The sequence below is a fragment of the Leucobacter chromiiresistens genome, assembly GCF_900102345.1.
Classification (GTDB): Bacteria; Actinomycetota; Actinomycetes; order Actinomycetales; family Microbacteriaceae; genus Leucobacter; species Leucobacter chromiiresistens.
Map to the genome: position 1 here is coordinate 148,826 of NZ_FNKB01000001.1, position 13,336 is coordinate 162,161.

A 13,336-nucleotide genomic window follows, 5' to 3' on the forward strand; every position below is an offset into this window, starting at 1 on the left:
CGCCGGATCACGCGAAGCGTCGCGCGGCGGCGGTCGCCTCCGCGCGCACCTCGTCGAGCCGCTCGCCGGTGACGGTGACGTGGCCGACCTTGCGCCCGGGGCGCGGCTGCTTGTCGTAGCTGTGGAACTTCGCGCGCGGATGGGCGGCGAGGGCCTCGGGGTAGCGCACCGGCATCGGGCCCTCGGCGGGCCCGCCGAGCACGTTCACCATGACCGCCGCGGGCGCCGTCATCGACGTGTCGCCCAGCGGCAGGTCGGCGACCGCCCGCAGGTGCTGCTCGAACTGGCTCGTCACCGATCCCTCGATCGAGAAGTGCCCCGAGTTGTGCGGGCGCATCGCCAGCTCGTTGACGAGCACGCGGCCGTCGCGCGTCTCGAACATCTCGACCGCGAGCACGCCCGTCACGGCGACGCCCTCGGCGACGGTCGCCCCGATGCGCGCCGCCTCGTCGAGCACGGCCGGCCGGTCGGTCGGCGCCGGCGCGAGCACCTCCGCGCACACGCCGTCGCGCTGGATCGTCTCGACCACCGGCCAGGTGCGGGTCTCGCCGCTCGGCCGGCGCGCGACGAGCTGGGAGAGCTCGCGCACGAAGTCGACGAGCTCCTCGACGAGCAGGTGCCCGCCGTTGCCGTCTTCGGCGAGCGCCGTGAACCAGTCGCGCACCTCTGCGGCGTCGGAGACGACGCGCACGCCCTTGCCGTCGTAGCCGCCGCGCGCCGTCTTCACGACGGCGCGGCCCCCGTGCGCCTCGAGGAACGCCTGCAGCTCGGCCTCATCGGCGACGGCCGCCCAGTCGGGAATCGGCACCCCGAGTTCGGCGAGCTTCTCGCGCATCACGATCTTGTCCTGCGCGTACTGCAGCGCCTCCGGGCGCGGGTGCACGGCGACGCCGCGCGACTCGAGCTCGCGCAGAATGGCCTGCGGCACGTGCTCGTGGTCGAAGGTGACGACGTCGACGGCCTCCGCAAACGCGTACACCGTCTCGGGGTCGCGGTAGTCGCCGACCGCGTCGGCCGCGCGCTCGGCGCTCGACCCCTCGTTCTCGGCGAGCACGCTGATGCGCAGGCCCAGGTGGATGGCGGGGGGCACCATCATGCGGGCGAGCTGCCCGCCGCCGATCACGCCGATCCTGATGCTGCCGTTCTGGGTCACGTCTCGCCTCTCGGGTTCGCCTCGACCGTGCGTTGCCGCACCGGCCACCCTCCATTCTGCCGCATTGCGGCACACTAGTACCCATGCACGACGCCAACGAGACCGCGCGGGATGCCGTGAACCACGACGGCATCTCGGAGATCATCGCGGAGTTCTCGGAGGTGTTCGCCTTCGCGCGCACGCGATGGGCGCGCTACGCCGAAGAAGTGGATCCCGAGCTGAAGGGCGTCGGGATCATGGTGCTGCAGCTGATCCTGCGCAAAGGGCCCATCAGCGCGACCGGAATCAGCCAGCTGCTCGACATGGACAAGGCGATGGTGAGCCGGCAGATCGCGAAGCTGCGCGACCTGGAGCTCGTCGACACGCGCGCCGCAGCGGAGGATCGGCGGGTGCTGCTGCTCACCGCGAGCGCGAAGGCCGAGGAGCTGCTCGGCGCCATCCGCCAGAAGTGGGCGCACGCCTACCACGAGCGGTTCGCGGATTGGAGCCCCGGCGAACTCGATCAACTGCGCGCCTCGCTCCACCGCTTCAACGCCTCGGCGGCCGAGTAGCGGGGGCTCACCCGCCGTTCGCCGACCGTTCACGCACCCGTTACCGCCCGGGCGACCGTAACCAAGTTGTGACTTATACAGTGGCACCATGACGACGACTTCGCCGCTCCACGTGCAGCTGTACGAGGAGATGATCCACCGCATCCGCACGGGCGCGTGGCAGCCCGGCGAGAAGGTGCCGAGCGAGAAGTCGCTCATCGCGGAGTTCGGCACGTCGCGCGGGCCGGTGCGCCAGGCGCTCGCGGCGCTGCGCGCGGAGGGCATGATCGTGGGCGGCCGCGGCACCCCGCCTCGGGTGCAGCACACCGCTCCCCCGCAGTCGTTCGACACCTTCATCTCGTTCAGCGAATGGGCCCGCGAGCTCGGGCTGACCCCCGGCCAGCGCGTGATCGAGGCGAGCCGCCGCTCGGCGACGGAGGAGAGCGCCCGCGAACTCCAGATCGCGCCCGATTCGCCCGTGATCGAGATCATCCGCGTGCGCTACCTCGACGAGAAGCCCGCGATGCTCGAGCGCTCACTCTTCCCGTACGAGATCGGCAAGCACCTGCTCGGCACCGACTTCCACCACGGCAGCGTGACGCAGGCGCTCGCGAACGTCGGCATCGTGCCAATGCGCGCCCGCCACGTGATCGACGCGATCGCGGCCCACCCGCTCGAAGTCGAGCAGCTGCACATCGCACCCGGCAGTCCGCTGCTGCGCGTGCGCCGGCTCGCCTACAACGAGTTCGGCACCGTCATCGAGAGCGCCGACGACCGGTACCTGCCCACCATGGCGACGTTCGTGGTCGAGAACAGCGCGAAGCACCGCAACCACCTCTCGCGGCAGACGGCGACGCCCGCCTCCGGCCTGCTCTCCGTGTAGCGCGGCGGTGCTAGGCCGCGGTGCGCCTCTGCCGGCGTCGCGCGGCGGCGGCGCGTCTGCGACGGTGCTAGGCCGCGGAGGTCTGCAGGGCGGCGAGTTCCGACATGGAGGCGGTCACCATGATGGGCAGGTGATCCGACGTTCCGCGCTTCAGGGTGCGCACGCTGTCGATGTCGAGGCCCATCGACGTCGCGAAGTCGAAGTGGCCGCGGAACATCTTGTAGCGCGTGTACGTGCGCTTGTCGCTGAGGCTCAGCTCATAGCCGGTGTCGCGCATCTCGGTGTCGAGCCGCCCCTTGAACACGGGGTAGTTGTAGTCGCCCACCATGAGGGCGGGGAGGCCGGGCCCGAGGTGCCGCAGCTCGGCCAGCGCGGCGTGGATCTGATGGCGGCGCAGGGAGTTGAGCGCCGTGAGCGGCGCCGCGTGGAAGGAGGCGACGACGAGGTCGCGCTGCAGCTCGGCGTCGTGCAGCCGCACGCCGAGCAGGCGTTCGTGGGCGGGGGCGAGCAGCCGGTCGTGCAGCGACTTCTTCAACTGGAACGTGTGCGCCGAGCGGGTGTGGAAGCGGTCGCCGCGCACATACATCGCGAGGCCGAGTCGGTTGCGCTCGGTCGCGTGCACGAGTTCGAGATGCCCGAGACGCGCGGGGAGCGCGACGGCTTCAGCTTCTTGCAGGCAGAGCACGTCGACGCCGTGGTCATCTGCGAGCGCGTCGAGCTCGCTGACGGCGCGGTTCTTCCGCAAGTTGTAGCTGATGACCTTCATATCGCGTTCCTCCATGGGGTCGTGCGGGCCGGCTCAGCCCAGCAGAACACACCCTACGCCGGGGCGGCTGTGGAGCCGACGTGTCGCTGCTGACAAATCGCTCAGCTTCGCGTGGCAGGTCACAGTTCTCGCAGGCGCACCTCGAGCGTGCCGATGATCATCTGCTCGGTCGCCTCGGCCGTGCGCCCCGGCTCGAGCTGCGTCGCCGCGCCGTCGGGGCCGACGAGCGAGACGCCGTTGGTCGACTGCAGATCCTCGATCGTCCACGAGTCGCCGTCGCGGCGCAGGCGCGCATGCGACTTCGACGTCGTGCGGGTGGGGTCGCTGATCTGCAGCACCGTCGACCCGTCTCGGGGTTCGGGCTTGCGGCCGATCACGATGTCGTCGCCCTCGAGCTCGAGCGTCTCACCGCCGGGCAGTTCGATGCCCCAGCGAGTGCGGCGCGACACGACCACTGTGTGATCCTCGTCGAGGCCGCCGAGCGCCCCGGGCGGGGCGACGACGGACGGTGCGATCGGTTCGGGGGCGATCGGTTCGGGGGCGGCGGGGGTCGAGGCTGGCGGCTGCGGCGCGAGCGGTTCGGGGGCGGGCTGCGCCGGCGGCGCGGGAACGGCAACGGGCGGTGCGGCGGCGGGCGGTGCGGCCGGGGCCCCGCGCTCGAAGATCGACGGCTCGGCGGCGACCGGATCGACGGCGGGGGCGGGCTCGGCGGCCGGGTCGGGCGCAGCAGTGGGCGCCGGCTCCGCAGCGGGAGCGGAAGCCGGAGCGGGCTCGGGCTCGGGCTCGGGCTCGGCCGCGGGAGCCGCGGGCCCCGCTGCGGCAGCGTCGGCGGCGCCGACGCCCTGCCCCTGCGAGAGCGCTTCCGCCGACGGCTCGGGGAGGAGCAGCGGCCCCGATTCGTGCTCGACGTTCGTGTCTTCGACGGCCGGCCATGAGAACGGCCGGGGCGGTGCCACCGCTCCGAGCGGCGCGGGCTGGCGGGGCGGGGCGCCCTCGGCGGCGAGGCGCTCGAAGTCGCCCTCCGTGGTGTTGCTGAAGCCCCAGTTGTTCGGCGCAGGTGCCGGCGCCGGCGCAGGAGCCGGCGCGGGCGCTGCGGCCTGCTGCTGCCACGGGTCGGCGGGGGCCGCGGGCTGCGCCGCCGGGGCGGCGCCCGGCGCGTACTGCCCCTGAGCCGCGTGGGGCGGCGCGGGCTGAGCCGCGGGCTGAGACACCTGCTGCTGCGGCGCCTGCTGCGGCACGGCCCACGGGTCGTGGGCAGCGGCCTGCTGCGGCACGGGCGGGAGGCCCTGCCACGCGGGATCGTGCTGATCATGCACACCGGGCTGGGGCGCGAAACCGCCGCTGGAGCCGGGAGCGGCCGGGAAGCCGTTCGCTCCCGGGCCGGCCGCGCCGGGTGCCTGCGGGTAACCGCCCGAGGCGTAGCCCGGGGCGCCGTACTCGCGATCCCGCAGCTGCGACGCGAAGAGCGTCGCCCAGAGTGGCGGGATGAACGCGCCCAGCACGGTGAAGCCGCCGCCCTTGCCGAACTCGGTGTTGATGCGGTGAATGGCGATGATGGAGACCACGAGCGCGACGATGCTCAGGCCGGGAACGAGGAAGAAGATCGCGAGCCACCCGGGGAGCCCGCCGCGCTGGATCAGCTGCCACTGGTTCCAGAGCGGGATCCACCCCCACCCCGAGGGCAGCCCCAGGTACGGGAAGAGGCGCGCGAGCGACCAGAGGTACCAGACGTACACCGCAAGGCCGACGAGCGACCAGACACCGAAGACGAGGAAGAACCCAGCACCCAGCTGCGTCGAGGTCTCGTAGTCCATGAATCACTCTTTTCCGTTGGGCGGCGATGCGGGCAAGCGGTGGGCGACGCGGGCGTGCCTCTGACAGGGTACCGTTCCGGGGCGCATTCGAGAATCCGGGTGAGCCCGCCTACAGCGCCTCGTCGTCTTGCGTCGAGGGTGCGTAGGCGAGCTGCACCACCTGGTACCCGCGGGCCCGCGACACGACCTGCGCGCGCCCCGGCGCGCTCGGGATCGCCTTGACCTTGCCGATGAGCTGGCCCTCTTCGGGGTTGCCGCTCAGCAGGATGCCGGTGACGCCGAGATCGGTCATGCCCTGGAGGATCGGATCGTACGCGGCGCGCGAGGCACCGCCCGAGCGCCGCGTCACGATCACGTGGAGACCGAGGTCGCCCGCCTGGGCGAGCAGCTGCGCGAGGGGCGCCGCCGGGTTGCCCTGCTGGGTCGCCACGAGATCGTAGTCGTCGATGAGGATGTACCCCTCGGCGCCCGTCCACCAGCTCCGCGAGCGCAGCTGCTCGGCGGTGACGTCGGGCCCCGGGAGCCGGCTGCGGAAGAACTCGACGAGTTGCGTCACCGCGCCGGAGGCCTGCTCGGCGGTCGTCAGGTACGCGCCGAGGTAGGCGTCGGGAATCTCGCCGAGATGGGCGCGGCGGTAGTCGATCATGAAGATGCGGGCCTGGCCCGGCTCGTAGCGGCGGGTGATCTCGTGGACGATGCCGCGCAGCATGGAGGACTTGCCCGAGCCGGAGTCGCCGTACAGGAAGAGGTGCTGCTCCCGTTCGGGGTCGAAGCCGACGGGCGCGAGCTCCGCCTCGTCGAGGCCGAGCAGCAGGTGCTCCGGGTCGGCGGCCGGGTGGGCGCGCAACTCGTCGAGCGGCAGGCGCTCGGGCAGCAGGCGCAGCTTCGGGCCGTGCTCGCGCTGCCAGGCGCTGCCGACCTTGGCGACCAGGTCGTCGACGCCGTCGACCAGCGTCTCGGCGGTCGTGTCGCCGTCGATGCGCGGCAGGGCGGTGAGCATCTGCAACCCGTTGGGATCGAGGCCGCGCCCCGGCAGCGCCGACACGTTGCCGGCCGCTCGGCGATCGATCTCGGAGTCGGAGGGGTCTCCGATGCGCAGCTCGATGCGCGCGCCCAGCAGGTCTTTGACGTTGGGGCGGATGTCGAGCCAGCGGCTCGCCGTCAGCACGACGTGGACGCCGAAGCTGAGGCCGCGCGCCGCGATCTGCTGCACGGCCGCCTCGAGGCTCTCGTAGTCGCTGCGGAGCGTCGCCCAGCCGTCGATGACGAGGAAGATGTCGCCGTACCCGTCGTCGACGACGCCCTGCTCGCGCCGCAGGCGGTACGTGTCGATGGAGTCGATGCCGTGGGCGCGGAAGAACGCCTCGCGCGCGTTGAGCAGAGACGTGACCTCGGCGACGGTGCGGCGGATCACCTCGGGCTCGCCGCGAGTCGCGAGCCCGGCGACGTGCGGCAGATCGCGCAGACCCGTGAAGCTGCCGCCGAAGTCGATGACGAAGACCTGCACCTCGTGCGGCGTGTGCGTGAGCGCCAGCGCGGAGACGAGGGTGCGCGCCGCGGTGCTCTTGCCCGACAGCGGCGCTCCGACGATGGCGACGTTGCCCGCGGCACCCGAGAGGTCGAGGGTGAGCAGGTCGCGGCGCTGGTAGAGCGGCACGTCGACGATGCCGACGGGCACGGTGAGCCGCCTTCCCTCGCGCCAGCGCGGGGCGTGCAGGCCGAGCTCGTAGCTGACGACGAGCTTGCCGAGCAGCTGATCGAGCGTCGCGGGTTCTTCGAGCGGGGGCAACCACACCTGGTGCGCGGCCGGGCCGATGCCCGACATGCGCGCGACGGCGAGCTCGAAGGTGCTCCGCGTCTCCTCCGGCTCGGCGGCCGCGGCCTCGGCGGCGCGGCGCTCGGCTTCGGCGGCGGCGCGGGCCGCCTGATCGGCGGGGTCGGCCAGCTGCTTCGCGGCGGCCGTGAACGGGGTGATGCGCGCCGCTCCGGGAGCGGCGGAGGCGTCGTCGCTCGGAGCGATCACGCGGCGCGCGGGCGGCGGGCCCGAGACGTACGCGGCGCGGAACTGCGTGAGGTGGTCGTCGCTGCCGACCTTCAGCAGGCCGCCGCCCGGCTCCTGCGGCAGGTGATAGGCGTCGGGCACGCCGATGACGGTGCGCGACTCGGCCGCCGAGAAGGTGCGCAGGCCGATGCGGTACGACAGGTGCGTGTCGAGGCCCTTCAGCCGCGACTCCTCGAGCCGCTGCGAGGCGAGCAGCAGATGGACGTGGAGGGAGCGGCCGAGGCGGCCGATCGCGACGAACGACTCGATGAACTCGGGCTTCGCGCTCAGCAGCTCCGAGAACTCGTCGGCGACGATGAGCAGCGCGGGCAGCGGCGGCAGATCGGTGCGGCCGTTCTTGCGCGCCTTCTCGTACTCGCCGACGTTCACGAAGTTGCCCGCCGCTCGCAGCAGCTCCTGACGGCGGTTCATCTCGCCCTGCAGCGCATCCTGCATGCGGTCGACGAGACTGATCTCCTCGCCCAGGTTCGTGATGATCGCCGACACGTGCGGCATCTCGGCCATGCCCGCGAACGTCGCGCCGCCCTTGAAATCGACGAGCACGAAGTTGAGCTGCTCCGGCGAGTGGGTGAGCGCCAGCGACAGCACGAGCGTGCGCAGCACCTCCGACTTTCCCGAGCCCGTCGCGCCGATGATGAGACCGTGCGGGCCCATGCCCTGCGAGGCCGACTCCTTGAGATCGAGGATCAGCGGGGCGCCGTGGGTGTCCTGGCCGATCGGCACGCGCAGCCGATCCCGCTCCGGCAGGTACCGCCACCGCCGTTCCAGGTCGAGGTCGCGCACGTCGGGCAGGTCGAGCAGCTCGAGCAGCTCCTGCTGCCGCTTGCTCGCGCGCGCCACCGATCCGCCGCCTCCCTCCCGGTGCAGCGGGGCGAGCCGGCGCGCGACGGCCTCCGCCTCGACGAGGCTCATGTCGTCGGGGGTGATGGACTCCGCCTGCGTGCGGCCCTCCGCGACCTCGGCGGTGTGCGAGCCCACGTAGATGCGCGCCGTGCTGGCATCGTCGTTGTCGTCCCAGGTGTTCGGGAGGTCGAGCACCGTGACCCCCTGCAGCCCGCCCGCGAACACCGAGTCGCTCGGCGGCACAGTCGCTCCGTCGACGACGACGAGCAGATGGGGGCGCGGTGCCGGAGCCGAGCCCTCGGCGGAGAAGCGGGGGCGCTCGCGCAGATCCGACGGGAGCATGCGCATCAGCGTGTCGAGGTCGGAGCCGATCATGCGGGCCGGGCCGAGCGCATCGTGCAGGCGCGTCGACTGCGCGTGGGGCAGCCATTTCGCCCATTCCCATTGCGGGAGCGACTCGGGGCTCGCCGCGATCACGATCTGCAGGTCCTCCGGGCTGTGCAGGGCGGCGAGGTGGCAGAGCATGCCGCGTGCAAGACCGCGGATGCCCGCGACGCGATCGCCGACGAGCTGCACGCTGCGGTACTGCGAGATCCGCAGGTACGTGGGCAGATCAGGCTGGGTCTCGTGGGTGACGATGAAGCGGTGGGCCGCCGTCGTCGCGACCGGATCGAGGTCGGCGACGGGCGGCAGCTCCGGCGGCACGAGCGTGAGCGCGAGCGGCTGCGCGCACGTGCCCACGCGCACCGTCAGGAAGTCGTCGTCGGACGCGGAGCGCTCCCACACCCGCGTGCCGTCTTCGACGAGATAGCTGAGCGTCTCAGGCGCCGGGTACCTCCAGTTGCGCTCCCGCCGCTGCGCCTTCGCGGCCGTGCGCACCGTGTCGCGCAGCTGGGCGAGGTAGGCGAGGTACTCGCGCCGCGAGCTCAGGATCGACGCCTGGCGGGTCGCGCGCTGCCGCCACCCGTTGACGAAGACGAAGCCGAGCGCCGAGATGAGGAACATGCCGCCCGTGATCCAGCCCGTGGGCCCGGCGTTGCTGACGGAGACCATGATGATCGCGCCCACGCTGCCGAGCATCGGCAGCGCCGAGGTCAGCAGGCTGCTGCCGCCCTCGGAGGGCTCGATCTCGGGGGGCGCCTGCACATTCACATTGCCGGAGGGCATGCGCGGCGGCGCGAGTCGACTGCTCATCGATGTGCTCCTTCGAGACGGCGCTGCGCGCGGCCCGTGCCTGCGGCCGCCGATTCAGACTATCAACGACGTGCGACATCGCGATGCGGCATCTCCCGGGCCCACGCCCGGTACACTGTGTGCGGGGGAACGGTCTGTCAGCACGGCGGCCGGGGACGCGAACGGGTTCGCAACCGGGCGCAGACAAGAGTCAACGTGCAATGCAGGGGAGTTTCCATGGAGCTCGGGCAAGGATCGACGGGAGCACCGGCCGCGGGGTGGTACGCCGACCCGGCGGGCAGCGGGCTGCTGCGCTACTGGGATGGGCGGGCCTGGACCGAGCATCTCGCCCCCGCAGCCCCGCAGACCCCGTACGCGGCGACGCAGGCGACCGCGCCCGCGTACCAGCGCCGCCGCAAGGCGCCGCACGAGCGCGCCTGGACGAAGGGCACCGTCGCCACCCTCATCGTGTGCGCCGTGCTCGTCGTCGCGACGGTTCCCGCCCTCGCCTGGATGGCGGGCGCGAAAGCGGAGGCCCTGCGGGGCGACCCGGGCGCCGCCCTCGAGCAGTTCCTCGCCGCGACGACCGTCGGCGACCCGGCATGGCGCGACGCCGCAGACCCCGCGCTGCACCCGGAGACGGACGACACCGCGACGCCCCTGTACGGCGACCTCGCCTCCGCGCAGCAGCTCGATCTCGCCATCGACTACCGGTACGACCTCGCAGAGCTCGACTACGCCAACGCCACCGAGAGCTACATCGGCGGCGAGCCCGAGACCGCCGACTCCGCCTCCGTGCCCGTCGACTTCACCTACACCTATACCGTCGACGGCGAGACGTTCACCTCCGAGCTGACGCAGGCCGTGTGGCTCACCCGCCCCTTCTACTACGACGGCTCCGACGAGCCGAGCGCCTCGCAGGCCTCGCGCACCCCCAGCGCGGTCGGGCCGTGGCGGGTCGCCGGTTTCGCGGCCGGATCGACCATCTCTTACGACTCCTCGGGCGAGGAGTTCGCCACCACCTTCACCGACGCGGCTGTCGAGAGCGACGAGACCGTGTGCTTCGATGTGGAGGCGATGATCCTCGAGATGTCGCGGCTCTCACGGCAGGACGGCATGCTGCGCAGCTCGTGCCTCTTCCGCCAGGGCGACGCGAGCCTGCGGCCCGAAGCGCTCGACCCGGCCGCCGTCGCGCAGCAGTTCCCCGTCATGAACGAGTTCAGCGAGATTCCGAACGACATCATGGGAGCCCGGGCCGGGTTCTCCTCGCTGCCGCCGCTCTCGCAGTATCCGATCACCGTGGGCGACTCCGAGTACGTGTTCACCGTCGCCGCCACCCCGCCCGACGAGTCGAGCATCCCCGGGCAGACGCTCCGTTTCATCCAGGTCGCGGAGGTGGCAGGAGCATGAACGCACCCGAGACCCGTACCGGGCAGGTCGCGCAGCGCCCCCCGCGCAACCGCGGGGCGCGCGTCGCCCAGCTCATCATCGTGGGCGTCACCGTGCTCTGCCTCGCCGGCGCGAGCGCCGTCGCCGCCGTCGTCTGGCCGCGCCCCTTTCCGGCCGGGGAGGCGGCGGCGGTGCCGATCGGCGACACGACGCCCCTGTGGATCGAAGAGGACTACGCCGCGGAGTCGAGCACCTACGAGCAGGCGTGGTTCGACCTCAACACCGCGCTGCAGACGCACGACCGCGAGCTCTTCCTGTCGTACGCCGAGGGCGACGCGCAGCAGCAGCTCGCGCTGTGGTGGGACAACCTCTCGGCCATCGGCTGGACCACCGGCTTCATCACCCCCACCACCGACGAGGACGGATCGCAACTCGTCAACATCGGCGTCGACCTCGGATTCCCGGCCAACGAGATGCGCGGCAGCGGCACGGCCGACGCGGGCCTCATTCTGACGCAGGGCAGCTACTACCGCATCACCACATCGGGCAGCGACGATGCGCTGCGCATCACCTCCTTCGTTCCGCGCGACATCATCCAGCCGTGGGACGAGGGCAAGATCTACGTCGAGCGCCGCGATCACGTGGTGCTCTTCGCGCTGGAGGACGAGCGCGAACTGGTGACCCGCTCCATCGACGAGGCCGAGGAGGCGGCGGCGACGACCCTCGAGCTCGCCACCCGCATGGGCGGTCAGGTGCCCCAGACCGGCTTCACGTCGGGCATCACGGCGAGCAACGAGCGCCTCCAGCACTGGCGGTACGGCAACAGGGAGCAGCCGGAGGGCGAGATCGACGCCGCAGGCTTCGCCCGATCCCTCTACCGGCCCTCGCAGACCTCGGAGTTGATCGACCCGACCATCGCGACCGGCAACGCGACGGGCGGCACCACCGTGATCCTCGGCCCGGGCGCCGACTACGACCGACGCGCCGTGTTCATCCACGAGTTCGCGCACGCGATCCACTACACCGCGGCGCCCTCGCAGAACTGGGGCACGTCGCGCGCGGCGCTGGAGGGCTTCGCCCGGTATGCCGAGTACGCATCCGGCGCGTCGGAGTTCGTCGCCTACCCGGAGCTGACGTCTGCCGTCGCGTCGCTCGGTGTCGAAGTGTTCACCGACGACCGGCTTCTGCAAGAGGCCACCGCGGGAGTCGCCTACGATTCGGCGGGATCGTTCTACCTCTTCGTCGCGGAGAACAGCGGAGACCCCTGGGCCCTGGCCGTCGACTCGATGACGGAGGGGCGGCCCATCGCCGAGGTGGCCGCCGAGATGTCGCCCGCGCTCACTGCCGAGAAGTGGCAGCAGTGGGTGGCCGGTCAGTAGGTCGTCGTCTGCTCGCGGTTGCGCCTGCGCTTACGCGACACCACCACGAGCACGATCGCGACCGCGATACCGCCCAGCAGCACCAGCACCCCGACCACCGCGAGGGCCACCATTAACGGCGACACGCCCGCCGACTCCGCCACCTGCGCGGGCTCCTCATCGAGCGGCTGCGTCGTGTACGGCGTCGCCTCGAGCTCGCCGAACGGCGCGATCGGTTCACCGTCGACGTACGCCGCACGATACTTTTCGTACCCCTCGACGAACGGGCTCGCGCTCCAGCCGCACATCACCTGGCCGTTGTCCGCGATGTACCCCGGCTTCCCGTCTTGCTCGCACCGAGGGTCATCCAGACTGGTGACCCACTGCGGATTCTCATCGGGGAACTGACTCGGATCGGCCTTGAGCATCTCCATGACGTTGAGGTACCCCGCACCCAGCTCGTCGAGCCCCCACTCGATCTCGTGCACCCCGCCCGAACCCGTGGTGCGCAACATCGCCTGCGTCACCTGGAAGGGTGACGCATCCGGATACTTCTGCATCCCCAGCGCCGCAGCACCCGCCGCGAGCGGCGTCGCATACGACGTCCCCGAGATCAGCCGAGGCCCCCACCCCTCGTCATCGCCGACCCCGAGCAACCGGCCCCCCGGCGCTGCCACCGCGATGGTTCCGCTGGCTCCAGACGTCATCCCCGTCTCCCGGTCGGTCAACAGCGAACCGTCCTCTTCGATTGCGTTGATCGCGAACGCACCGTTGTGCATGTACGGACCGCCTTGCAGTGCAAATAAATCATCAGGGTTTAGCACCCCGACGAAGATCGGCACCTCAGCGATCAACGACTCGAAGATGACCTGATCCCAATCCGTAGGTCCGCCGGCGAGCACAGAGACCGACACGACGTCGGCGCCGTCGCGAATCGCGGCCCGCGCCGCGAGGGCCGTTGAATCCCCAAGCCCACTCGTATTGTTTTCAACTTTCCTACCGCTCCAGGTGATGTCGTGGGCGAGGTCGATGCCGCCCTCCTCGACCGTCGGATCCTGCAGCTTGCACTGATCAGACCCCGCCTGATCGAGATCGCCGACCCCGTAGAACCACACCTCGGCCTCCGGCGCGATCCCACGCGCCCCCAGCCCACCATCACCCGCGACCCCATTGCCGACCAGCATCGACACCACATTCGTGCCATGCGCAGCCTGATCCGGATCATCCGACACGATCTGATGCGGCTCCCCCGAATCCGGATCCACGCACGTCGTCCCCCGCACCTGCAGATTCGCACCCGCCAACTCCGGCGCATCCGGATTCACGAACGTGTCGATCACCGCGATCTTCATACCCGCACCCGCC

At 71.4% G+C, this 13,336-nt stretch carries 9 protein-coding genes; 4 read left to right on the forward strand and 5 right to left on the reverse strand.

All coding sequences use genetic code 11. The annotated features are described in order from the left end of the window. Positions 1–7: 7 nt before the first annotated feature. Positions 8–1,153, reverse strand: coding sequence for a 5-(carboxyamino)imidazole ribonucleotide synthase (locus BLT44_RS00755; protein WP_010156095.1), 1,146 nt, complete (start codon positions 1,151–1,153; stop codon positions 8–10). An 83-nt stretch (positions 1,154–1,236) separates the two neighbouring features. On the opposite strand from BLT44_RS00755, the gene BLT44_RS00760 reads away from it, so the two are divergent. Together BLT44_RS00760 and BLT44_RS00765 are read left to right on the forward strand one after the other, a co-directional pair. Beyond that, a complete protein-coding gene (locus BLT44_RS00760) occupies positions 1,237–1,704 on the forward strand; it encodes a MarR family winged helix-turn-helix transcriptional regulator (protein ID WP_010156094.1) in 468 nt (155 codons plus the stop codon). 88 nt (positions 1,705–1,792) lie between these two features. Beyond that, on the forward strand, positions 1,793–2,566 hold the full coding sequence (locus BLT44_RS00765) for a GntR family transcriptional regulator (RefSeq protein ID WP_010156093.1): 774 nt from the start codon (positions 1,793–1,795) through the stop codon (positions 2,564–2,566). Between the two features lie 67 nt (positions 2,567–2,633). Here the strand turns inward: BLT44_RS00765 and BLT44_RS00770 are convergent, their stop codons facing one another. The 3 genes from BLT44_RS00770 to eccCa form a co-directional block, all read right to left on the reverse strand. Continuing rightward, entirely contained in the window at positions 2,634–3,332 is a 699-nt protein-coding gene (locus tag BLT44_RS00770) for an endonuclease/exonuclease/phosphatase family protein (RefSeq protein ID WP_010156091.1), read from the reverse strand. 119 nt (positions 3,333–3,451) lie between these two features. Then, on the reverse strand, positions 3,452–5,146 hold the full coding sequence (locus BLT44_RS00775) for a DUF5684 domain-containing protein (protein WP_074689813.1): 1,695 nt from the start codon (positions 5,144–5,146) through the stop codon (positions 3,452–3,454). Between the two features lie 109 nt (positions 5,147–5,255). After that, entirely contained in the window at positions 5,256–9,245 is a 3,990-nt protein-coding gene (gene eccCa / locus BLT44_RS00780) for a type VII secretion protein EccCa (protein WP_074689815.1), read from the reverse strand. A gap of 216 nt (positions 9,246–9,461) precedes the next feature. On the opposite strand from eccCa, the gene BLT44_RS15085 reads away from it, so the two are divergent. Next, positions 9,462–10,634 carry a DUF2510 domain-containing protein gene (locus tag BLT44_RS15085; protein ID WP_010156086.1) on the forward strand — a complete coding sequence of 391 codons (1,173 nt, stop codon included), beginning with the start codon at positions 9,462–9,464 and terminating at the stop codon, positions 10,632–10,634. Beyond that, on the forward strand, positions 10,631–11,992 hold the full coding sequence (locus BLT44_RS00790; protein WP_010156085.1) for a hypothetical protein: 1,362 nt from the start codon (positions 10,631–10,633) through the stop codon (positions 11,990–11,992). Before BLT44_RS15085 ends, BLT44_RS00790 begins: the two co-directional genes overlap by 4 nt. On the opposite strand, the gene BLT44_RS00795 is transcribed toward BLT44_RS00790, so the two are convergent. Then, a complete protein-coding gene (locus BLT44_RS00795) occupies positions 11,986–13,323 on the reverse strand; it encodes a S8/S53 family peptidase (RefSeq protein WP_029608192.1) in 1,338 nt (445 codons plus the stop codon). The two genes, BLT44_RS00790 and BLT44_RS00795, sit on opposite strands and share 7 nt — an antisense overlap. Positions 13,324–13,336: the final 13 nt, after the last annotated feature.